Annotated in this window: 23 protein-coding genes and 5 pseudogenes; 9 read left to right on the forward strand and 19 right to left on the reverse strand. The window is 70.2% G+C overall.

From position 1 onward, the window contains the following. The first annotated feature begins 8 nt into the window (after nt 1-8). Complete coding sequence (locus ACFZDI_RS11765; protein ID WP_391249733.1) at nt 9-368, forward strand: transposase; 360 nt, start codon at nt 9-11, stop codon at nt 366-368. 245 nt (nt 369-613) lie between these two features. On the opposite strand, the gene ACFZDI_RS11770 is transcribed toward ACFZDI_RS11765, so the two are convergent. From ACFZDI_RS11770 to ACFZDI_RS11785, 4 genes are all read right to left on the reverse strand, one after another. Then, nucleotides 614-994 carry a hypothetical protein gene (locus ACFZDI_RS11770; RefSeq protein ID WP_234849754.1) on the reverse strand — a complete coding sequence of 127 codons (381 nt, stop codon included), beginning with the start codon at nt 992-994 and terminating at the stop codon, nt 614-616. Next, entirely contained in the window at nt 991-1,578 is a 588-nt protein-coding gene (locus ACFZDI_RS11775) for a TetR/AcrR family transcriptional regulator (protein ID WP_268839706.1), read from the reverse strand. Before ACFZDI_RS11775 ends, ACFZDI_RS11770 begins: the two co-directional genes overlap by 4 nt. 763 nt (nt 1,579-2,341) lie before the next feature. Then, nucleotides 2,342-3,067, reverse strand: coding sequence for a DUF2071 domain-containing protein (locus ACFZDI_RS11780; RefSeq protein ID WP_391249736.1), 726 nt, complete (start codon nt 3,065-3,067; stop codon nt 2,342-2,344). Nucleotides 3,068-3,567: 500 nt separating this feature from the next. After that, the gene (locus ACFZDI_RS11785) at nt 3,568-4,653 is read right to left on the reverse strand and encodes an amidohydrolase family protein (RefSeq protein ID WP_391249738.1); all 1,086 of its coding nucleotides are present in this window, start codon (nt 4,651-4,653) and stop codon (nt 3,568-3,570) included. 94 nt (nt 4,654-4,747) lie between these two features. On the opposite strand from ACFZDI_RS11785, the gene ACFZDI_RS11790 reads away from it, so the two are divergent. From ACFZDI_RS11790 to ACFZDI_RS11810, 5 genes are all read left to right on the forward strand, one after another. Then, the gene (locus tag ACFZDI_RS11790) at nt 4,748-5,494 is read left to right on the forward strand and encodes a TetR family transcriptional regulator (protein ID WP_391249740.1); all 747 of its coding nucleotides are present in this window, start codon (nt 4,748-4,750) and stop codon (nt 5,492-5,494) included. Between the two features lie 376 nt (nt 5,495-5,870). Further along, nucleotides 5,871-7,247, forward strand: coding sequence for a pyridoxal-dependent decarboxylase (locus ACFZDI_RS11795; protein ID WP_391249742.1), 1,377 nt, complete (start codon nt 5,871-5,873; stop codon nt 7,245-7,247). Nucleotides 7,248-7,463: 216 nt separating this feature from the next. Further along, complete coding sequence (locus tag ACFZDI_RS11800) at nt 7,464-8,312, forward strand: ABC transporter substrate-binding protein (protein ID WP_391249744.1); 849 nt, start codon at nt 7,464-7,466, stop codon at nt 8,310-8,312. After that, nucleotides 8,309-8,437 (forward strand): hypothetical protein, encoded by a 129-nt coding sequence (locus ACFZDI_RS11805; protein WP_391249746.1) that lies wholly within the window; start codon nt 8,309-8,311, stop codon nt 8,435-8,437. Before ACFZDI_RS11800 ends, ACFZDI_RS11805 begins: the two co-directional genes overlap by 4 nt. Nucleotides 8,438-8,442: 5 nt before the next feature. Next, on the forward strand, nt 8,443-8,661 hold the full coding sequence (locus tag ACFZDI_RS11810; protein WP_391249748.1) for a hypothetical protein: 219 nt from the start codon (nt 8,443-8,445) through the stop codon (nt 8,659-8,661). Nucleotides 8,662-8,721: 60 nt separating this feature from the next. On the opposite strand, the gene ACFZDI_RS11815 is transcribed toward ACFZDI_RS11810, so the two are convergent. The 4 genes and pseudogenes from ACFZDI_RS11815 to ACFZDI_RS11830 form a co-directional block, all read right to left on the reverse strand. Next, a complete protein-coding gene (locus ACFZDI_RS11815) occupies nt 8,722-9,036 on the reverse strand; it encodes an ATP-binding cassette domain-containing protein (RefSeq protein ID WP_391251073.1) in 315 nt (104 codons plus the stop codon). A gap of 31 nt (nt 9,037-9,067) precedes the next feature. Continuing rightward, nucleotides 9,068-9,397 (reverse strand): annotated as a pseudogene (locus ACFZDI_RS11820) (ATP-binding cassette domain-containing protein); the annotation flags it as partial. After that, the gene (locus ACFZDI_RS11825) at nt 9,298-9,831 is read right to left on the reverse strand and encodes a hypothetical protein (protein ID WP_391249750.1); all 534 of its coding nucleotides are present in this window, start codon (nt 9,829-9,831) and stop codon (nt 9,298-9,300) included. The gene ACFZDI_RS11825 and the pseudogene ACFZDI_RS11820, both read right to left, overlap by 100 nt. 73 nt (nt 9,832-9,904) lie before the next feature. Then, nucleotides 9,905-11,308, reverse strand: coding sequence for an NAD(P)-binding domain-containing protein (locus ACFZDI_RS11830; RefSeq protein WP_391249752.1), 1,404 nt, complete (start codon nt 11,306-11,308; stop codon nt 9,905-9,907). A gap of 1,196 nt (nt 11,309-12,504) precedes the next feature. Here ACFZDI_RS11830 and ACFZDI_RS11835 point away from each other — a divergent pair. Continuing rightward, complete coding sequence (locus ACFZDI_RS11835; RefSeq protein WP_234847053.1) at nt 12,505-12,879, forward strand: helix-turn-helix transcriptional regulator; 375 nt, start codon at nt 12,505-12,507, stop codon at nt 12,877-12,879. A 94-nt stretch (nt 12,880-12,973) separates the two neighbouring features. On the opposite strand, the gene ACFZDI_RS11840 is transcribed toward ACFZDI_RS11835, so the two are convergent. Together ACFZDI_RS11840 and ACFZDI_RS11845 are read right to left on the reverse strand one after the other, a co-directional pair. Next, on the reverse strand, nt 12,974-13,744 hold the full coding sequence (locus ACFZDI_RS11840; RefSeq protein WP_391249755.1) for an aquaporin: 771 nt from the start codon (nt 13,742-13,744) through the stop codon (nt 12,974-12,976). Nucleotides 13,745-13,781: 37 nt separating this feature from the next. Then, on the reverse strand, nt 13,782-14,090 hold the full coding sequence (locus ACFZDI_RS11845; RefSeq protein WP_234847055.1) for a helix-turn-helix transcriptional regulator: 309 nt from the start codon (nt 14,088-14,090) through the stop codon (nt 13,782-13,784). Between the two features lie 104 nt (nt 14,091-14,194). Between ACFZDI_RS11845 and ACFZDI_RS11850 the strand changes: the two genes are divergently transcribed. Further along, nucleotides 14,195-14,608, forward strand: a complete 414-nt coding sequence (locus ACFZDI_RS11850; RefSeq protein WP_391249757.1) for an arsenate reductase ArsC — start codon at nt 14,195-14,197, stop codon at nt 14,606-14,608. Nucleotides 14,609-15,060: 452 nt separating this feature from the next. Here ACFZDI_RS11850 and ACFZDI_RS11855 read toward each other — a convergent pair whose 3' ends face one another. The 7 genes and pseudogenes from ACFZDI_RS11855 to ACFZDI_RS11885 form a co-directional block, all read right to left on the reverse strand. Beyond that, nucleotides 15,061-15,648, reverse strand: coding sequence for a class F sortase (locus ACFZDI_RS11855; RefSeq protein ID WP_391251075.1), 588 nt, complete (start codon nt 15,646-15,648; stop codon nt 15,061-15,063). A 193-nt stretch (nt 15,649-15,841) separates the two neighbouring features. After that, on the reverse strand, nt 15,842-16,333 hold the full coding sequence (locus ACFZDI_RS11860; protein ID WP_391249760.1) for a sortase: 492 nt from the start codon (nt 16,331-16,333) through the stop codon (nt 15,842-15,844). A gap of 764 nt (nt 16,334-17,097) precedes the next feature. Continuing rightward, nucleotides 17,098-17,471, reverse strand: a pseudogene (locus tag ACFZDI_RS11865) (hypothetical protein); the annotation flags it as partial. Beyond that, on the reverse strand, nt 17,471-17,725 hold the full coding sequence (locus ACFZDI_RS11870) for a hypothetical protein (protein WP_391249762.1): 255 nt from the start codon (nt 17,723-17,725) through the stop codon (nt 17,471-17,473). The pseudogene ACFZDI_RS11865 and the gene ACFZDI_RS11870, both read right to left, overlap by 1 nt. An 82-nt stretch (nt 17,726-17,807) precedes the next feature. Continuing rightward, nucleotides 17,808-17,978, reverse strand: a pseudogene (locus ACFZDI_RS11875) (TIGR02391 family protein); the annotation flags it as partial. Nucleotides 17,979-18,105: 127 nt separating this feature from the next. Next, nucleotides 18,106-18,549, reverse strand: a complete 444-nt coding sequence (mscL, locus tag ACFZDI_RS11880) for a large conductance mechanosensitive channel protein MscL (protein WP_391249764.1) — start codon at nt 18,547-18,549, stop codon at nt 18,106-18,108. Between the two features lie 125 nt (nt 18,550-18,674). After that, nucleotides 18,675-18,839, reverse strand: a pseudogene (locus ACFZDI_RS11885) (transposase); the annotation flags it as partial. A 322-nt stretch (nt 18,840-19,161) separates the two neighbouring features. On the opposite strand from ACFZDI_RS11885, the gene ACFZDI_RS11890 reads away from it, so the two are divergent. Then, a complete protein-coding gene (locus ACFZDI_RS11890; RefSeq protein WP_391249766.1) occupies nt 19,162-19,380 on the forward strand; it encodes a hypothetical protein in 219 nt (72 codons plus the stop codon). Nucleotides 19,381-19,902: 522 nt separating this feature from the next. On the opposite strand, the pseudogene ACFZDI_RS11895 reads toward ACFZDI_RS11890, so the two are convergent. Beyond that, nucleotides 19,903-20,790: pseudogene (locus ACFZDI_RS11895) on the reverse strand (neutral zinc metallopeptidase). A 302-nt stretch (nt 20,791-21,092) separates the two neighbouring features. Further along, complete coding sequence (locus tag ACFZDI_RS11900; RefSeq protein WP_391251152.1) at nt 21,093-21,305, reverse strand: hypothetical protein; 213 nt, start codon at nt 21,303-21,305, stop codon at nt 21,093-21,095. Nucleotides 21,306-21,382 lie beyond the last annotated feature (77 nt).

The raw sequence follows: 21,382 nt of genomic DNA on the forward strand, positions 1-21,382 counted from the left end.
ATCGCTAGATGGTGGATCATGGTGGGGTTGTACACCGTCATGAACTCACCGACCAGGAGTGGGAGTTACTCGCTCCGCTCATACCGAGAGTCTCGACAGGGCGTCCGCGGGTGGAAGACCGCCGGGTGATCAACGGCATGGTCTACAAGATCCGGACCGGGATCTCCTGGCGTGACCTGCCGGAACGCTACGGGCCGTGGAAGACGGTCTACACCCGCTTCGTCCGCTACGCCCTCGACGGCATCTTCACCCGAGCCCTGCATCAAGCCAGCCTTCGCCTGCCTCCACCAGCTCGCCGCCGCCCCGAGGGGCGCCCAGCGGCATTCCGCCGGGCCCAACCTCGCGGAAGCCCAACGGCCCACCACTGAGATCACAGGCGCCCTAGCCGGGCAGTGTCCTCCCCGCTGTGTCCGGCAGGCGTGCACCACCGTCCCTTGGTGCGCGTGCGGGGCCACTCACGCTGCCGCTTCCGTTTACGCCTGGTGCCTCTACGGGCTGGGGCACGGCGTGAACGCTGGCGGTGCGGGGCACCGCGGCGGCGACCTCCGGCATCGGGCCGGTGCGGCGGGTGCCCGGTGACCTGCGCCGCTGCCGCATCTCTCCGTGGGTGCCGCTACGCGGCGCCAGCCACTGTCAGAAGCGCGACCGGCAGGAGCAGAATCCACTGTGGCAGCCGGAGCAGTGGCTTCGGCCAGCCGACCGACAGCGTGACAACCAGGAAAGCGGCTGCGTACGCGATGAAATGTGCGGCCACGAACCACGCCACCAGGCCAGTCCCTGACGTACCGTCCGTCAGCGAGAGGTAGACCAGAGCGATTGCAGAGAGCACCAGATCGACGCTCACCATGTGCCACACGGCATGAAGGACGCGCTTGGGTTCGTCTGCGAGTCCGCACGACAGCAGCGGGCGCACCACATCCCGGTGCCCGCCGACGATGTGCGCGACGGCCACACCGAACGCCGTGATACCCGCTGCGAGAAGCCAGCCGTTCATCGGATCTCGATTCCCTTGGCGATGACAGCAGCCAGCCGGCCAGCCAGCTGCGGGTCGGGGTGTTCCCCGACCAGGCCGACGTGGAAGAACACGGCTCCTGCCAGAGTGTCCAGGACCAGGTCCACGGGCGTGTCGGCCGCGATCTCGCCGCGCACCACGGCGCGCTGAAAGACAATCAGCAGCCGCTCCTTCGACGGGGCCAGGAAGTCGCTGCGGATGCGCGCCTTCAGGACTGGATCGGCGGCGAAGTCAGCGAGAAGCCCCGGGAGCGCCGCTGCAGCGGCAGGTGCGTGAAACTCGTCGACCAGGCTCTGTAGCAGCGCGGTCAGGTCCCCGGCCAGCGTTCCTGTGTCCGGGGGCGGAGCATGGTCGGTGGTCGTGAACACGGCCTCGAAGACCAACTCCGGCTTGCCCGACCACCGCCGGTAGACCGTGTCCTTGCCGACACCGGCACGGGCAGCCACCGCCCCAATCGATGTCGCGGCGTAGCCGACTTCGATCACCAGCTCTCCGGTCGCGCTGACGATCGCTTCGTGCGAGCGGGGGTCTCTGGGACGTCCCCTGGAGGGCGGGAAGGAACTCATACCCAGTTAACTTACGGGTCGACCCGTTTGGTAATCAACCTGCGGTCCGCATCACGAGGACATCACTGGCTCTAGCGGAAGTTGTGATCGTATGACTTTCGGTGTGGATGGTCGTTGGTCTGGTTGTGGGAAAGCGACAGTCGCGGCCGTGGATCTTGTCGGATGAACTGTGCTCGCTGATCGAGCCGTTACTGCCCGATCCGGCACCGAAGCTGGTGGAGGGCCGGCCTCGGGTGCCGGACCGGCAGGCCTTGTGCGGGACCCTGTTCACGCTGGATACCGGCCATCCAGTGGGAGTACCTGTCCCAGAAGCCGGGTTCCGTCTCGGGGATGCCGTACTGGAGAGGCCTGCTTCTGTGGTGCCTCGCCCAGAACGAGGGACATCACCCCCCGATCTACGAGGACCTGCCGCTTGAGCGAGGAGACGTCGTGACAGACGCCCAGTCCGCTGCCGAGCACGCGCAGCACCAGGCGGCCCGGCTGCCGGGCAGGCACCCGCTGAACCAGCCGCCATACCCGGGGTGGCATATGAGCCCCACGGTGCGCTGTAGCAAGTGGGTCGCAGGCAGACAGCCGTCGACCGGGCCAAGTCCCTCCCCCGTTATGTTTTCCGCCCACTGGGACAGCAGCGTCCCGTTGTTCCCTGGCGCCGGTCTGCACCACGATGGTGTTTCGCGCTGGGGAGTGACGGCCCCAGGGGTCAGCGCAGCCGCTCGGCCTTCGCCACCACCCGCTGCCGCTCGCGCGGGGCGTGGCCCGGTCGTCAGGCCGGACGCGGTCGTGGGGCAGACGGCAGGGAGGGGCCCAGCCGTACGTGCCGGACGCCTGGCGAGAAGTGCACCACCGGCTCGGTCAGCGGGGCGGGCAGGCAGGCCGCGGTGGTCAGGGTCTCCTCCAGCACGTCGACGGTGGCGTCGGCCAGCGGCCAGGGCTCGTGCTCCACGGGCGTCTCCCAGAGCATGCCGAGCTGGCGTGTGTACGCCCGCCAGCGCGACGTCAGCCATACGTCCCGCTCCGTCGGCTCGATCGAGTCGCCGGGGCGGACGATCAGGCGATAGGAGGGCCCACCGCCCCATCTCGAACCGGCGTAGGAGACGGTATCCCCGCCGGTGGAGACGCTGAGGGTGCCGGGGTTGTACGGCGCGCCGACGGCACGAGCCGCCGTCATCAGGGGGCAGGCGACCTCGAGGGAGAGGAACCACAGCCCGTCGCGCCCGTTCCGGTGGCGGACGTAGGTCCGCAAGTTGGTCTCCGCGAAGGTCGGGACTCCAGGCAGCCAGGCCGGCACGCCGGGAGGCCGTACCTCTGCCATGACGAAGGGCGTCAGCCCCACCCAGGCAGCTCCCTCGCGCACGTCCACCGCCAGGCCCTCCGGCAACAGGGCCTGCACCGTCTCGGGCGGGTAGGGCCAGTGCACGAACGTCTGCGTCAGCCACCCGGCCCGCAACGCCGGCAACCGCACCCTCTGCTCCGCTCCATACGCCACCACGGACGGCGAGTCCCCCTATGCGAGATCACGGAAACGCCCGACGGACGGGCGCGGGACCTCCACTGTCTTCGAACACGACCACTTACCGAGCCTGCGCGGTTGCCGGTGTGGGGTAGTCCACTCCTGAGACCATTCCTCCCCTGCCCCCACGAAGCCAGGAGTCCGTGCGTCAGATCCACCAGCGTCACAGAGGTATTCGCAGGGACGCCCTGTGGCACTGCTACAGCGTTTGCCGTACCGCACGACGGCGACCCGGTGAAGGTCATCTGCCCCTGTTCAGAGAGGGGGCGCGCGCAGTATCCCGAGATGGACGACCCCCCGGCTCACCACGGCCATGCGGACCGGCCAACTGCGGCGGCAGTACGAAGCCCGCTACGCCAGCCTCCGCCGCGCCCTGCTCAATCGTCACGCAGCCGGTGTCTGCGTCGTCCCTCCGCCGGAGACGGACCCCGAATCCGCAGCAGAACGCGTCCGCGTTCGGTCCGGACACCCCGGTGTTATCACTGATCGCACGAAGTGCTGTCGGCGTGGTCGTCTGCGGATCGGCTGCTGCCCTGCGTGGTGGCGGTGTGCCCGGTCAGCCGCTCCCAGTTGCCGGACCCGATGGCGGCCTTCTCCTCCTCGATGAACGGTGCTTGCTCCAGGAACGAGCGGGCGACTCCGCGGCTGGTGTCGAGGAAGGGGAAGCCGCCGGGCCGCGTTCCGAAGGTGTAGGGGTAGTCGGTGGAGTACAGCATCCGCTCGGTTCCGACGACCTCAGCTGTCCACCGCAGGTAGCGCTCGCTGACCGTTCCGCTGCCCGCCACCCAGAAGTTCTGGCGGAAGTAGTCGGCCAGTGGCCGCTCCAGCTTCGCCATGTCCTGCAGGACACCGATGTGGTCGAGGTAGAACAGGACGACCTCGCCCCAGTGCCCCGCGATCACCTGCAGTTGGGGGTGGCGGTCGAACACGCCGGAGAAGATCATCCTCAGGTACTGCACGCCCAGGTCGTAGTACCAGCCCAGGCCGGCGGTCGCGAGCGCGCGGCCGACTCCGTTGGGCAGATCCGAGTAGTACGCCTCTTGGACCGCGCTCACAGGGGTCTGGGGGTGGAAGTGCAGCGGCACCCGGAGCCGTTCGGCGGTGGCGTAGAGGTCGTCGAACTCCGGCGCGTCGGCAGGCTTGTCACCGGTGCGCCCGTACAGCATCGCGCCGCGGAAGCCGAGTCGGGTGACCGCGCGCTCCAACTCCGCGGCGGCGGCTTCGGGTGCCGGCGTCGGGACGGCCGCGAGCGCCTGGAATCGGTCGGGGTGGGCGTCGACGACTTCGGCGAGCGCGTCGTTCGCCTCGCGCGCCACGCTGACGGCGTCCGCCGCGGTCAGATTGTGCACGCCGGGTGTGGCCAGCGACAGCACGGCGACGTCCACGCCTTGATCGTCCATGTCGGCCAGGCGGCGGTCGCCCACGTCGCGCAGCCGCTGCGCTATCGGCTCGTCGCCGTAGCCGAGTTGGGGGATCTGCGGCACCCCTGCCCGTGTCCAGGCATCGAGCAGGACCGGCAGGGCCACGTGCTCCTCGAGGCCTACGATGCGCAGCTTCTCAGGCATAGCGCGTTCCTCTTCTCTCGCCGCTTCCAGTGATACCAGCGTTACGATAACACCGATATCATCAATGGAAGCAAGAGGGCGCTATCATTGATTCATGTCTGAGGGAGCGAAGAACGGTGCCTTTCCCGTCGCAGCGTCGGAGCCTGGAGCCGACGCCCGTGAGGTCACCCGGCAGCGGGTGGTTGAGGCAGCGGCGGACCTGCTCGCGCGCGAGGGCCGCGACGCGGTGACCACCCGGGCGGTCGCGGCGGCCGCCGGGACACAGCCCCCTGCGATCTATCGCCTGTTCGGCGACAAGGACGGGCTCCTCGAGGCAGTGTTGGAGCACGGCCACGCCACCTTCCTCGCGACAAAACACAGGGACACCCGCCCTGAAGACCCGTTGGAAGATCTGCGGGCGGGCTGGGACCTCGCGGTGGAGTTCGGGCTCGCCAACCCCGAGCTGTACGCGCTGATGTACAGCGACCCCCAACGCGGCACGGCATCGGCTGCCTTCCAGGCCGGCATGCAGATCCTGCTGGGGCGCATCCGCCGTCTCGCCGCCGGCGGCTGGCTCCGCGTCGACGAGCAGCTCGCGGCCGCTCTCATCCACGCGACCGCGCGCGGCGCCGTGCTCACCTGGCTGTCGCTGCCCGAGGACCAACGCGACCCGGCCCTGCTCACCACTCTGCGCGAATCCATGGTCGCCGCCGTCACCCACGAACAACCCGTGGTGCAGGACGCGGGCCTCGCCGACGCCGCCCGAACCCTGCAGGCCCTCCTGCCGGACCAGACAACGCTCAGCAGCGCGGAACAACACCTCCTCAGCGAATGGCTCGACCGCCTTGCCACGGACGGCTGACTGATTCCACACGGGGTCTGTCAAACCGCGAGAGCGACGGGCGGCGTGGGTTCGTAGCATCGTCCGTCGCGAAGGAGGGCCCGGACAACGTCGACGCGCGTGTGCGTTCGTCGAACCGGCGGGACGCAGTGCCCGACACGGAACAACGGGCAGCACGAGGCTGCCAGTGCCACGGTGGTTCCTTTGAATCTCGTGCAGCACCGGGCGCCTCCCCGTGTTCTGCAGCTGGTGCGCCGCTCGCTGGCCCGCAGGCCCTGGGCGTGGTCGCCATCGCCGGCACCCTGACAGCCCTGCTGCGGGACGGTGACGGGAGCGCAGGCCAGTCTCCCCCCATTGGCCGTTCCCGGCCGCTCGGACGGGCGGTTACGGTCCGGGCATGGACGAGCTGACCAGGATCATCCGTCACGCCGCCGAGCATGCCGCCGCCTACCGCCGTTCGCTGCCCGGGCGGCCGGTGGCCCGTCCCGTGGACCACGCAGCCCTGCGCACCGCCTTCTCCCGCCCCTTGAACCACTCCCCCGCCGACCCACTCACGGTGATCGACGAGCTGGTGGCCGCTACCGAGACGGGGCTTGTCGCCACTGCGGGGCCGCGCTTCTTCGGTTTCGTCGTCGGCGGGGCGCTGCCCGCGGCCACCGCTGCGGAGATCCTGGCCGCCGGGTGGGATCAGAACGCCTTCAACGCCGCGCTCTCACCCGCCGCCCTTGCTGCGGAGGAGGCGGCAGGCGCCTGGCTGAAGGACCTGCTCGGGCTCCCCGCCACGGCGTCCACCGGGTTCGTCACCGGCGGGCAGGCGGCCAACACCGCGGGACTCGCGGCCGCCCGGCAGCACCTGCTCACCGAGGCCGGCTGGGACGTCGCGCACCAGGGGCTGGGCGGCGCCCCGCGTCTGCGGGTGGTCGCGGGCGATGAGCGTCACGCCACCATCGACCGCTCACTGCGGCTGCTCGGCCTGGGCACCGACTGCGTGGACACGGTCCGCACGGACGAACGCGGCGCCCTGGACACCGAGGAGCTCCGCCGCGTACTGGCAACCGACCCGGACACACCGGCCATCGTCTGTACGCAGGCGGGCAACGTGAACACCGGGGCTTGCGATGATCTCCGTACCGCCTGCGATGTCACGCACGCTCACGGCGGCTGGGTGCACGTCGACGGCGCCTTCGGCCTGTGGGCAGCCGCGAGCCCGGCGACCCGCACCCTCGTCGACGGGGTCGAGCTGGCCGACTCCTGGGCCTGCGACGGCCACAAGTGGCTGAACGTGCCCTACGACTGCGGCTACGCGTTCTGCTCCCGCCCCGCCGTCCACGCCGACGCTCTGTCGTACACCGCCTCCTACCTCACCCGCGCCGACGGCGCTCCGGTCGGTGGGGCCGACTACACCGTCGAGTCCTCCCGTCACGCACGCGGCTTCGCCACCTGGGCGGCGCTGCGCGAACTCGGCCGGGACGGCATCGCCGCCCTCGTGGACCGCTGCTGCTCCCTCGCCCGCCGTTTCGCCGACGGCCTGACGGCGGCGGGCTTCGACGTGGTCAACGACGTGACGCTCAACCAGGTCCTCGTCGGCTTCGGCGACGACTCCCGCACCGACCGGGTGGTGCAGGCCGTGCAGGACGACGGCACCTGCTGGATGGGCGCCACCACCTGGCGCGGCAGACGGCTGATGCGCATCTCGGTCTCCGGTCACTCCACGACCGAGGCCGACGTCGACCGGTCGATCGCGGCGATCGTGCGACTCGCGCGAGCGTCGTAACCCTGGCCACGTTCGCCTCCTCCGTGACTGCCAGGCCGGCCGAGCACACCCAATCGAAAAGGCGTATGTTCCGTGCTTTTCCGGACTCCTTGTGAGATCTGGTCTCATGTACGGATGACGGGCGATGGCCGGCCAGTCGACCACCGCCGCCTGTACGAGCGGAGGCGGAGATGAAAGCGTCGATACGGCGGTTCGCGATCTTCGCGAGCCGCTCTTGTGATAGCCGTCTGCGGTACGACGGGCACCGCCCAGGCCGATCCGGGCGATGGTGAGCTCCAGTTCGGCTACGTCCTGCCGGAAACGGGACAGCTGGCCTACCTCGGCCCGCCGCAGATCGAGTCTCTCAAGTTCGCGCTAGAGAAGATCAACGACGCCGGCGGGGTTCTGGGCAAGTCCGTGCCGACCGTGGTCTCCAGTGACGAGGCGGGCCAGGAGGCCGTTGCGGCCCAGTCGGCGGACCGGGTCCTGGCGGCAGGCGTGGACGCGATCGTCGGAGCCGCGGCTTGCGGCATGTTGCTGGCGTTCATCGACCGGGTGACCGGTGCGGGCGTCGTGCAGTGCTCGGGGTCGAACACCGCGCCGACCTTCACCGACTACGAGGACGACGGCTTCTACTTCCGTACCGTCCCGAGCGACGCGTTGCAGGGTCCCATCCTGGCCGATGTCGTCCGCGACGACGGTCACGACCGGGTGGCTCCGGTCGCACGGGCGGACGACTACGGGCGCGGCCTAATGGAGGCCACCCGCAAGACGCTGGAGGAGCGCGGTGCGACGGCGACGCTGGCCGAGACCTACGACCCGAAGGCCAGCAACTTCGACCAGGTCGTCCAGCAGATGGAGAACTCCAACCCGGACGCCGCCGTGGTGATCGCCTTCGCGGAGGGCACGCAGATCCTGCAGGGCATGATCGAGTCCGGACTCGGACCCGCCCAGATCGGCGTCTACGGCGCCGACGGCCTGCGCAGCGAGGAACTGCCCTCGCTGGTCGCCCCGGGCGAGCCCGAAAGGCTCTCCGGGATGAAAAGGGGACGGCGCCGGCCTCGGCGTCGAACGAGCAGTACGTGAAGGGCCTCCAGGAGTTCGCGCCTGATCTGGAGGAGCTGCAGTTCGCGCCGCAGGTGTTCGACTGCGCGACGACGATCGCGCTCGCCGCCGAAAAGGCGGAGTCCGACGATCCGGGCGACTACTGAAGGAGATGAACGGGATCACCAAGGACGGCGACAAGTGCAACTCGTTCGCTGCCTGCAAGGAGCTGATCGCCGACGGCAAGGACATCGACTACGACGGTGTGAGCGGCCCGCTCGACTTCACCGACAAGGGCGAACCCGGCCATGCGTCGATCGAGGTGTACGGCTACGACGACAAAGGCAAGCTGCAGACCCTGCGGACCGAGACGAGCAGGGCCGAGGAGTGACGGAGAGGACCGACAGCGGAGATCAACGGACGCGGGCGAGTGGGCCGAGGTAGAGCTCGATCACCTTCTCGTCGTGCAGCAGGGCCGTGTGCCCGTGCCGGTGTACGCGTTGCGGCCCTGATCGAGGACATAGCCGCGGTCGCAGACCTGCAGGCACCTGCGGGCGTTCTGCTCGACCATGAGCACGGCGACACCCGCGCTGTTGATCATTCTGCACCGGTCGAAGACGTGGTCCTGATGGAGTGGTGACAGGCCGGCCGACGGCTCGTCGAGCAGCAGCTGTGGCTCCATCATCAGGGCACGGGCCATCGCGAGCATCTGGCGCTCGCCGCCGGACATGGCGCCGGCCTTCTGCTTGCGGCGGTCGGCCAGCAGGGGGAAGAGCCTCGACCGCCGCGACCCGCCGCGTGTGCTCCTTGGGCCGTAGGTACACGCCCATCCGCAGGTTCTCCTCGACGGTCAGCGTGGGAAACACGTTCTGCAGCTGCGGTACGTAGCCCACGCCGCGCCGGACCAGCTCGTGCGCGGGCAGTCCGGACATGTCCTGCCCATGCAGCCGCACGGTGCCGCTGCGTACCCGCAGCAGCCCGAAGACGGCCTTGACCAGGGTCGACTTGCCCGAGCCGTTGGGGCCGATCACGCCGACCACCTCGCCTGGCCGCACCTCGACGCTGCATCCGCGCAGTACGTCGACGCCCGGCACGTAGCCGGCGACGAGCTCGTCGGCCGCCAGCACCGGCGAGGAGGCCTCCGACCACGGCCACCAGCGCCCATCCGACGATCATCACCCAGAGGTCGCGGGAGCTGAACCTCACGAGCCACACGCCGTAGGTGCCGGGTTCGATGGGGCTGAGGGCGTAGAAGTCGTTGGCGAAGCGCTGCAGCCCGAACACCCCGCCGGTGACCGGCTCGGCCCAGCTGGACCGGTAGAAGAGCCGTAGCGTCTCCCCCACCGCGATCGGTGATCGCGAGGTAGTCGGCGCGCAGCCGCAGGGTGGGCAGGCCGAGCAGCAGGGCCAGCACGATCGCGCAGGCGATTCCGCCCAGGACGCCGAGCCACATCGGGCCGCCGTACGTCGAGACCGTGATGGCGAGGCCGTAGCCGCCGACCAGCATGAATCCGACCTGGCCGAAGTTCAGCAGACCGGTGTATCCGAAGTGCAGGTTCACGGCAGGGCGGCGCGGGGCCGCGACCGGTCCCCCGATCCGGTCCTGGCCCCGCGGGCTGGGGTGTTGAGGTCGGTCACGAACCGCAGCAGCCGCCCGCCGGAGCCTCCTCGGCAGCGGGGCCTACGGCCACCGCGGCGGGGGCGCCGAGCTGAACTAGCTGGGGCGCCGGGGCGCAGCAGCCGCCGCCGCTCTGGTCGGCCTCGGGGGCGTCGAAGAGGCCGGCGCCGCCGCACACCCCGGTCTCGGGCAGGGTCAGTTCGACGCGGTCGGCCGCGTCGAGGTCGCCGGCGATGGCGGCGGCGACGGAGCGGACCTGCTCGTAGCCGGTCATGGCGAGGAAGGTGGGGGCGCGGCCGTAGGACTTCATGCCGACCAGATAGATGCCCTGCTCGGGGTGGGAGAGCTCCCGGTGACCGTGGGGGTAGACGGTGCCGCAGGAGTGCTGGTTGGGGTCGATCAGCGGGGCGAGCGCGACGGGGGCCTGGAGGCGCTCGTCGAGACCGAGGCGGACCTCGGACAGGAAGGAAAGGTCCGGGCGGAAGCCGGTCAGCACGATCACCTCGTCGACCGGGTCGAGGCGGCGGCCGTCCTCGGCCACGAGCACGAGCTGCTCGCCGTCGCGCTCGATCACCTCGGTGCGGAAGCCCGTGATCGCATCGGCGTAACCCTGTTCGACAGCGGCCTTGGCGGCCAGGCCCAGGGCGCCGCGGGCGGGCAGCTGGTCGGCTTCTCCGCCGCCGAAGGTGGAGCCGGAGATCCCGCGGCGCAGGATCCACACGCCCTTCGTGCCGGTCCCGCCGCCTGCCTTGGCCAGGTCGGCGAGGTAGGCGAGAGCGGTGAAGGCGGAGGCGCCGGAGCCGATGACGGCGGTGCGCTTGCCCGCGTACCGGGCGCGGACGGCCGGGTCCTTCAGGTCGGGGACGCGGTAGATGATCCGGTCGGCGGCCGCGCGCTCGCCGAGTGCGGCGAGTCCGCTGGCGCCGGCGGGGCTGGGGGTGGTCCAGGTGCCGGAGGCGTCGATGACCGCGCGGGCCAACAGCCGTTCCTGGCGGCCGTCGGCGTAGGTGACGTGGATGACGAAGGGCTGGGCGTCGCGGTCGGCGCCGACGATCCGGTCCCGGCCAGCCCGGGAGACCCCGGTGACCTGAGCGCCGGTGCGTACGCGTTCGTCGAGGACGTCGGCGAGCGGCTGCAGGTACTGCTCGGCCCAGTCGCCGCCGGAGGGGTAGGTCGCCGGGTCGGGCCGCGTCCAGCCGGTCGGGGCCAGCAGCTTCTCGGCGGCCGGGTCGACGACCTCGCCCCAGGGGGAGAACAGCCGCACGTGCGACCACTCGCGCACCGCCGCTCCGGCGGCTGGGCCGGCTTCGAGGACCAGGGGCTCGATGCCGCGCTCGAGGAGGTGGGCGGCAGCGGCCAGACCGGCGGGTCCGGCGCCGATCACGATGACAGGCAGCTCGGTGGTGGCGGGCGCGTTCACGGCGGCTCCTTGCGTATTTCGACGTCCGTCGATGGCTTGCGCGGCCCAGCATGGCACCTGTATCGACAGACGTCAACATAGACATTCATCGAACCCAGGGGGTTCGTTCATGGAGCACATCGACGTCTCGGTGATCGGGGGCGGACAGTCCGGCCTCGCCGCCGCCCACGTCCTGCTGCGCAAGGGTGGTGCTGGAGGCGTCCGGAGCCGCGGCCGGGTCCTGGCCGCGGCACTACGAAAGCCTCACCCTGTTCTCCCCGGCCCGGTACAGCTCCCTGCCCGGCATGCCGTTCCCCGGCAATCCGGACCGCTACCCGCAACGGGACGAGGTCGCCGCCTGCCTCACCAGCTACGCCGCCCGCCTGGACGCGGACATCCGCACGCGCTGCCGGGTTACCGGCGTACGGCGCGGTGGCGCCGGCTTCGAGGTGGAGCTCGCCGACGGCGGCGCGCTGGCGGCGCGGGCCGTGGTCGCCGCGTCCGGCACGTTTCGGCCACCCCCACCGCCCCCGCCTGCCGGGTCTGGACGGCTTCACCGGCACGGTGCTGCACGCCGCCGACTACCGCCGCCCGGATCCCTTCACCGGCCACCGGGTCGTGGTGGTGGGTGCGGGGGAACTCCGGGGTGCAGATCGCCGCCGAACTCGCCGCAGCCGCCCGGGTCACGCCGCCAGCCGCGCGCCGGCGAAGTTCGCCCGCCAGAAGATCGCCGGGCGCGACCTGCACTTCTGGCTGCGGCACACCGGCCTGGACATCACCCCGCTCGGCGGCCTGCTGCGCCGGCCGCCCACGCAGCTCGTCATCGACGACGGCCGCTACCGCACCGTCCTCGCCCAGGGCGCTCCGGACCGGCGGCCGCTCTTCAGCGGCATCGATGGCGCGAAGGTCTGCTGGACGGGCGGAACCAAGGAGGAAGCCGACGCGATCGTGCTCGCCACCGGCTACCGGCCCGACCTGCCATACCTTGCCGGCCTGGACGGCGCGCTCGACGCCGCCGGGCAGCCTGTGCACCGCGGCGGCGCCTCGGCCACTGTGCCGGGCCTGGCCTTCGTCGGGGTGGAGTGGCAGCGCTCCCTGTCCTCCAACTCGCCGCGCGGAATTGGCCGGGACGCTGACCGCACCGCCGCCGTCTCGCCGCCCGCCTGCGGAGCCAGTGACCCTCGCCCGCCTGGTTCGACATGTGTCAACATAGGCGCATGTCGAATGCGAAGGTGCTGCCGCTGCTCGAACCCGACGGCCAGGGCGTCACGCCGTGCTGCCCGCCGCTCACCGAGCGGCCGTTCACCGCGGACGAGGCCGAGACGGCCGCGCGGATGTTCAAGGCGCTGGGCGACCCGGTGCGGCTGCGACTGTTCTCCGCGGTGGCCTCACACGAGGGCGGCGAGGCGTGCGTGTGCGATATCTCCGACGTCGGCGTTTCCCAGCCGACCGTCTCCCACCACCTGAAGAAGCTCAAGGAAGCCGGGCTGCTCACCTCCGAGCGGCGCGGCACCTGGGTGTACTACCGGGTCGAGCCCTCCGTACTGGCCGCGATGGGCAAGCTGCTGACCATGGCGCCGACCGCGGCCTGAATCCAGCTGAAGCGAGGAGAGGCGCAGTCGTGTCCGGCGTGGCGGCTCCGCCGAGCGAGCGGTCGTTGCGAGGACGCACTCCCCTGCAGACTGGTCAGCCCTCCGCTTTCCGACCGGGCGCGAAGATGAGTGCCACCAGCGCCAGGCCGACCGCGCCGCCGATCATCTGCATGGCGATGAAGCCCGCCAGAGACCCGGGGGCGATGCCCGCGAAGGTGTCGCTGAAGGTACGGCCGACGGTCACCGCCGGGTTCGCGAAGGACGTCGACGAGGTGAACCAGTAGGCGGCGCCGATGTAGGAGGCGACGGCCACCGGGGCGAAGCGCAGCTGGTCGGTGCGGGCCAGCCCGAAGATCAGCAGGACCAGGCCCGCCGTGGCGACGACCTCACCGAGCAGCAGGTGCCCGGACGAGCGGTCGTGGGTGGACCACTCCACGAGCGGCATGCCGAACATCGCGTCCGCCAGGATCGCGCCCGCGATCGCACCCGCAGTCTGCGCGGGGATGTAGACGGCCGCCTCGCGGATCGTCACCCCGGCGCCGCCGCGTCGGCCCGTCCACCACTCGGCCAGCGTGACGACGGGGTTGAAGTGGGCGCCGGAGACGGGGCCGAGCAGGAGGATCAGCACGCCGAGGCCGAAGACGGTGGCCAGGGAGTTGGCCAACAGCTGCACCCCGACGTCCTTGGTCAGCTCGGTGGCCTGGATACCGGAGCCGACGACGACGGCGACGAGGACCGCGGTGCCGACGAGTTCGGCTGCGGCCCGCGCGGCCAGCGGCCGGCGGGGCGGGGTCGCGCCCGGAGCGGGCTGCGGGGCGGCGTCGGGTATCGCCGCTTCCGCGGCGGACTCGTGCGTGACGGTCAACAGGACTCCTCGGTGCGGTCGCCGGGGCGGCGACAGGTCAGGGGCAGGACCGCTTGTTGTCGGCGGCGCTGCGGGCCGACTCGGCCAGCTCGGCGAACTGTCCGGCAAGCGATGCGATGACGTCCGCGCGCAGCTTGTAGTAGGTGAACCGGCCGCACGGCTCCGTCTCCACGATCCGGGCTTCGCGCAGCACTCTCAGATGGTTGGAGAGGTTGGTCTGCCTGGCACCGGTCTCCTCCACGAGGTGGGTGGTGCACAGCGTCTCTTCGGCGAGGAGGGTCACGATCTGCAGCCTGAGTGGGTCGGCCAGAACCCGGATCAGATCAGTGTCGACTGACGTCAGCATGCACTGATACTGTCACATCAGCGGTGACTGATGTCACCTGGCGCTGACGCATTGGCGCCTTTCCCTCCGCCGCCGTGCAGGCGCGAGACCAAGAGAGACCTTCGATGTCCGACAAGCCCTCCGTGCTCTTCGTCTGTGTCCACAACGCGGGCCGTTCCCAGATGGCCGCCGCGTGGCTGACCCACCTGGCCGGGGACCGTGTCGAGGTCCGCTCCGCCGGCTCCAACCCGGGCCAGCAGGTCAACCCGGCCGCCGTCGAAGCGATGGCCGAGGTCGGCATCGACATCTCCGCCGAGGTCCCCAAGATGCTCACCGTGGACGCCGTCAAGGAGTCCGACGTCTGCATCACCATGGGCTGCGGCGACACGTGCCCCGTCTTCCCCGGCAAGCGGTACCTCGACTGGAAGTTGGAGGACCCGGCCGGCCAGGGCGTCGAGGCCGTCCGCCCGATCCGCGACGAGATCAAGATGCTCGTCGAGGGCCTGATCAAGGAGATCGCGCCGGAACCCCGGGCATAGGCACAACGACCACCGCGGCCGGGGATATCCGCAGCGCCATCGTCGGAGCCAAGCCCAACGCCGGCCTGGAACGCGGACTCGCCGACCACATCGAGGCCAGCGCATGGCGCGCAGGCCGGGCTGTGGCCACCGGTACATGCGGGTGGAGGCGTTATTGTCGCCGCGCAGGTCGATTTCGACCTGATAGTGGACCGTTCCGTCCGCCCAGTCCTGGCGGGCCTGGGCGGTGGTATCCCGCCACTTGTGACCACACGGCCAGGACTGAAGAATGCCGAACAATTCGCTGACCTGCATTAGCAACATCAACTGGCAATGTGGCCGGCAGTCGGCGGCGCAGATGCATCGGGAGCCCTGGTCGGGATCGAGGGACATGACCTGTTTCTGACGCGCCGTCACTGGCACCCACCCACCGTCACCAAACCGGCACATCGCACCGTCGGCCTCTCAGGGTGTTATTCCACCGCGGTGAGCGTCGCGTAGACCACGACGTTGCCCTGGTATCCGGTGTGCTCGGCGTAACCGCCCCCACAGGTGATCGCCCGCAGCTCGGCCCGCTCGGAGTCGCCGTAGACCTTCTCGCTCGGGAAGCTGTCCTTGGCGTAGACCTCCACGGCGTCGACGGTGAAGACGGCCGTGCGCCGGTCCTCCCGGTCGATCTCGATCGTGTTGCCCTTGGCCAGGGCGCCGAGGCCGTAGAAGACGCCGGGCCTGCCGGTCCGCAGGTCCACGTGCCCCGCGGTGATCGCCGTGCCGACGGAGCCGGGCGTCGTACCCCCGCCGTACCAGCCGGCGAGGTCGGGCTCGTCGGCGGGCGGGGGGCGTAGCGCCCCCGCCGGGTCCAGGCTCAGCCTCGTAAGGGGGGCGTCGACCTCGATGGCGGGAATCCGGATCCGCAGGGGTTCGGATGGCCGCAGCGGCTGCACGGCGGAGTCGGCCGCGGCGGTGCGGCCGGCCGCCGGGGCCGCCGGGGCCGCAGGGGCGGAGAAGGCCTGGCCCGCCGAGGGCTGCGGCGGCTGTCCGTCGTGCAGCGCGCCGGTCATCAGCACCGTACCCACCACCAGGGTCCAGATCAGAAGCCTGACCGACGGGATGCACGGGGGCGGGGAAGCGCTGTCGTCGTGCCTGGATGTCATCGCGGTGGTGCCTCTTGCGTGCCGTGAGGTGGGTGTCCCCGCCTCGCGGTCTCCGGGGCGCAGGGCGCTCGGGGGGCCGTGAGGCGGGGAGAGAGGGCGGTCAGGTGCGGTTCGCACTCGAACGGTGACGCACCCTCACCGTCCACCCGGCGGCAGCCGCGGCGACCAGTGCTCCGCCCAGGGCGAGCTGCGGGGCCGAGTCCCGGGGGCTTCCGAATCCGGCCTCGACGGCCCCGTCGGGCTGGCGCTTCCCGAGCTCGTACGACTCCGTGATCTTGGTGCGCGGTGGGCACTTGACGGTGATGGTGTCGGTGTCTGGCAAGGTCCCCTCCGGCAACGTGAACTCGCCGGTCAGCACACCCTTGCTCTCGCCTTCGAAGAGGTGGAACTTCCCTGCCACCTCGGACTCGCCCTTGCCGTAGGTCACACCGTCGCCGCAGGCCCCGGTGGAGACCGTGACCTTGGATCCGGGCGAGGCGCCCCACGACCTGATGTCGAGACCGGAGCCGTCCGCGGCGGCGGCGACCGGAATCTGCAAGGCCAGGGCACCGACCACCAAGCCGATACCGATGCCAATACGTGTGTTGCCCAAAGCAATCCTCCTGTGAAAGAGCGTCCGGCCGGCCTGTACGGCGTCTCGTTGTACGTCACTGATGAGGCAACCGACGGTCCGTCACCTCCGCAACATGACGGATGGCATCTGCGTCGCCCGGGCAGCGGTACCGATCACCCGTACGCGATCATTTGTGCAGGTCGCGGAAGTCGCCGCCGCCGCGGCGGAGAGATCGTCAAGGGTCGGCGAACAGGCTAACGAAGTCCCACCGACGGCCGGGGCCGTGTGCCGGACGGTGACCGGCGGGGCCGTGCCGAGCGGGTCCCGCGGTGAGGCCCGCTCGACCGGATCGGGAGCGTCACAGGCTGAGCGCGTCCTCCGCGTTGTCCGCCCGACCGCATCCAGCAACTCACCACACCCGTGTTGACCCCGCGCAGACGAAAAACCCGGCAGGGACGAAGGTTCCAGTTCGCCCGCCCCACCTGAGTCACATGCAGCATTCAGGAGAAAGCGCCACCATGAACGGGACCAACCGCTCCGCCGCGCAGGGACCCGGCCGCCTCGGGCACATCTGCGCATGGAACCGCTGCCGTCGCAGCGCCCTGATCTCCAGCGCCCTGCACGCGCCGCTATGGCAGCGGAGCCGGCGCCGTCGGCCTGATCTTCGGTGGCTGCGCCAGCTGGTCTGATCTCCCCGCCAGCCTGGGCTGCAGGTGGTCGGGCGCTGGGGGGGGCGCAGCAGTTCGGGGCTCACCGGCCTGCGCGCGGTTGAGCACCGGGCCCGGGCGGGCCTGCGGGCCGCGGGTGGCAGTGGGCCAGGTCTGCAGCAGCGCGGCGATCATCCCGGCGGTGCAGGCGGGATCGAGGAGCAGGGCCTTGAGGGCGACGGCGTCCTCAAGGACGGGCTTGACGGATATCCCGGCTGCTTCGAGGTACATGACGCCGGACGCCGCGGCGACGGCCATGTTGGCGCGCTCCAGCCAGCGGCAACGGCCCAGGGTGTGCACCAGGGCGGCGGCCTTGGCATAAGGGCCGTCGTAGACGGGGTGCTCAAACAGCTCGGCCCGATGGCGGGCGACCGCCGAGACCGGGACACCGTAGTCCTCGGGGCCGGGTCGTCCGCCCCGGCAGCCTCGGTGACCTGCAGGATCCACGGAACGTCGATGCGCGGGTCCATCAGGCCGCGCGCGCTCGCCGGTGTGCCTGCTGGGCCTCTTCGGCCTCATCGAAGACCGCCTGGTGGTCGACCAGGAAGCGGGCGGCCGCCCCCACCGCTCGGGCACGCGGTCCGCTGACATCGTCCTGCACCAGTCGCGCGAGGTAGTCCCTGATGCTCACCCCCAGGTCGGCGGCGCGCTTCTTCGCGAGTTCCGCAATCGGATCGTCGGAGTCGACGGTGCGGTGGCTGGCGGGGTTCTTGTAGGCGAACATCGCGCCGGCGAACAGGGTGAACGGTGGCGGCCTGTTCCCCGCCCTCGGCTTGCGAGTTGGGGAGCGCGCCGCCGGTCTTGCCGTTCTCGTGCGGCCGGTGCGGCCGGAACGCTTCCCGCATCAGCTCCACTCCGACCAGTGAGTTGTCGAGTCCGGAGGCGTCGCGGACGGCGACCTCGACCGCCTTCATCGAGGGGAAGCACGCCGTCTCGTAGTCCCCGAGGTCGAAGTTGGTGCGTACCGTGCGTTCCAGGTCCGGGTGGAGCGGGCCGGAGAGCCGTTCGCGGGCCTCGAACCGGGCGAAGTTCTTCCGAGAGCAACCGGCCGAGCGCTGAGCGCTGAGGCTGTCGAGTGTCGCCGATGAATGAGTGGAGGTCGGATCACCCGGCGCGCTGGGTTGTCTCCCCGGCCTGAGCGGGTACGGCGGGCAGGGAGACGGTGCAGGAGGCGCAGCGTCGGGCCTGGGCGGGTACGGGGCTGAGGCATTCCGGGCAGTCCCGTTTGGGGGCCTGGACGTCTTGGTGCGGGGCGAGGCGTTCGTGGAGCTTGTTGATCGGGAGCACGACCAGGAAGTACAGGGCGCTGGCGAGGAGGAGGAAGCTGATCGCCGCGTTGACGAAGGCGCCGTAGGGGAAATCGGTGGCGCCGAGGGTGAAGGTCTTGCGGCTCATGTCGCCGGTGGCGCCGGTGGCCAGCCCGACGAGTGGTGTCAGGAAAGCTCTGACGAAGCCGTTCACCACGGCGGTGAACGCTGCCCCGATGACGATGCCGACGGCCAGGTCGACCACGTTGCCGCGCAATATAAAGCTGCGGAAGCCCTTCACCTATTCACCCCTAAGAGGCTCTCGACGTCGACGGGCGGCAGCGAAACCGCGGTCAGCCCATCCCGTTCACCTCGGATGCCCTGCCACCGCTCACCCATGCCAACTCTGCCGCGCGGCGGAGTGATGTACTGGATACCGGTGTGCAGGACGAACAGGATCCCGCACAAGGCTTGGCGGTCAGGTCGTCCCTCGACCAGATTCGGACCCGGCTTGGGCAACAACGGCTCGACGAGCGACCAAACTTCGTCCCCAGACGATCCACGGCCGCGACTCCCTCTCCCCCACGACAAGACCAACGAACAGACAAGCCAGCAGTCCCATGAGCAACAGCCTCTGTTAGGGCTTCTAAAGCGGTCTCGGGATGAGGGGGTGCCCTCTCCACCGGTGCGCTGTGACCGCTGAGCGCTGGGGTCAGCCGCCGGCGAGTATCGGGCCGGCCGGGACAGAGAGCGTCTGGTGAACGTGGGGGCAGGGCGTGGCAGAAGTGGTTGTGGGAATGCGCATCCGGCGCAGGAGATCACGGGTGGTGCGCTTGCGCAGCGTGCTGTGCCAGGTCAGTCCCGGATGGCGGGACCGTAGGTGTGACAGCGCACGGGTGCCCAGGCCGGTGCTGTGGAAGCGCTCGTCGATGACGACGGCGGTGATGACGCCCTGGGCGCAGTCAGTGCAGATCCGGTAACGGACCTGGCCGACGACCTGGCGGGTGTGCACGAGAAGCAGGCATTCGTCGCCCGGTCCGGGGTCATCCGGGATGTGCGTGGACAGGAAATCGATAGCCCGGTAGGCGAGGACGCGGCGGCGCAGGCGGCCGGTGCGCCGGCCTCGGCGTGAGTGCTTGGCGCCGTTGTGACCGGGCGGCGATGTCTCGTCTGTGGAGGCCTGGCCGAGGAGAGTGCTGCTGGTGGGACGCGCATGTTGTCCGTGCATGACGTCTCGTGTGCCCGAACATCCGACGGATACCCGTGCAGAGTCAGGGGTGCCGCTACCCAGCACTCGACGAAGAACCCACAGACAGCCCGCAACCTAACGAAGCACTACCACAGTAGTGACCTGAGTCGGAGAGTGCCGGGTAATTCTCGCGAGCTGCCTGGCGTGGCCCGGCCGGACTCCAGCAGGCCGGGCCGGACCTGGCGGCCGCACAGCATCCGGCTAATGCCCGCCGATGTGGCGAGAATGTCTGACTCAGGTCACTAGCTGCGCGGCGTCGGCACGGTCTTGGAAGCAGTCAGCCTGTCGAGGCAGCACTCCCACTTGGTGTCGGCTGTCAACCACCGACCGCGGCACAGCACAATGCGCGATCTGCCCAACAGCGGCGGTCCACAGCCGGGCGTCGTGTCGTGGTTGCCGGCGTGGTCAGCTGAACGTGTCGCAGCTGGAGACGCGGCCGGAGCGGTAGCCGGTGGAGAACCATTGCTGGCGCTGGCGCGCGGAGCCGTGCGTCCAGGTGTCGGGTGCGACCCTGCCCTGGTAGCGCTGCTGGATACGGTCGTCTCCGACGGCGGCGGCCGCGTCCAGCCCGCGGTTGATGTCGTCCTTCGTCAAGTCGGTGATCAGTGGCGTACCGCTCTTGGGGTCGGGGGTGGTGGTGGCGTGGTGGGCCCACACTCCGGCGTAGCAGTCCGCCTGCAACTCGAGTTTCACCGAGCCGCTGTTCTGGCCCTTTCCGCTGCCGCGGGAGATCGTTCCGCTGAGGTCCTGGAAGTGATGGCCGTATTCGTGCGCGATGACGTAGGCCTCGGCGAACGGGCCGCCCTTGGCGCCGAACTTGCTGCTCAGGTCGTTGAAGAAGTCGAGGTCGAGATAGACCTTGTCATCGGCTGAGCAGTAGAACGGGCCGACGTCGGAAGTCGCGTTCCCTCAGCCGGTGTTCACGCTGCCGGTGAACAGGAACGTCGGGGCCTGCTGGTACGGCTTGCCGACGGCTGTCTCCGTCTGCTTCCAGAATGCCTGCACGCTGTTGACCACGGCGACGATCCGGCACTCCTCCTTGCGGTTGGCGTCGGCACCGGTCCGGCAGTCCGCCGCGAGATCCGCGGCTGACTTGCCGGACGAGGACGTGTCGCTGCTGCCCGAGCCGAATATGCCGGGGTCGACACCCAAGAGCACGGACGCGACCAGCACCACGAGCCCGACCAGCCCCCCGCCGACGGTCTTGCCGCCGCCCGGGATCCCGCCCAGCGCGCCTCCCAGCCCGTCCGCGACCTCGGACGTGTCCAGAGCAGCATCGTCGTCGAATTGCATACGTTGACCCTCCCTCAAGCAGCGCGCTGGACCGCCCCGCGTCGTCCCGCTCGCCTACCCCGTACGAGGACATCCCCATCCCGTCCTTTTCCTGCTCCGTCTCTGGGAGGAGCCGGCGGGCGACGCCGCGACGCCGCTCTGCGGGTGAACGGCGGTCCGCCGTGCGCGGCGACGGCTGCTCCATGTCGTGGACCGCGCGGCGGGGCTCCGCCTGCGCCGGTGCGGGATGTGCCTGCAAGGTTCAGGCGACGGACGGCCGCCGAGGGTCGGTCGGGACGATCGCGTACTCGTCGAAGAGCCGTTCAGGCTTCGTGACCGTGCGTGCGGCCGTCGAAGACGATCAGGTTGTTGGCGTGCAGCAGCATCCTCAGCGGGCGGCCGATGAACAGCACCGGCACCGGTAGAGCGTTGCCGCGGACGTTGACCTGGCCGAAGCGGCCGACGCGGGGTGAACCACCGGCCGGTTTCGAACAGGTCCAGGCAGTGGCGGGCCAGCGTGAGGGGGTCCAGGGCAAGGGCGAGTTGCACCTGGTAGAGGCCACCGTGGTGGTAGGCCGCCATGTCGTCGGCGGCGATCAGCGGGTTTTCGGCC

This window comes from Streptomyces sp. NPDC007907 (assembly GCF_042959365.1).
In the GTDB taxonomy this organism is placed as follows: domain Bacteria; phylum Actinomycetota; class Actinomycetes; order Streptomycetales; family Streptomycetaceae; genus Streptomyces; species Streptomyces indiaensis.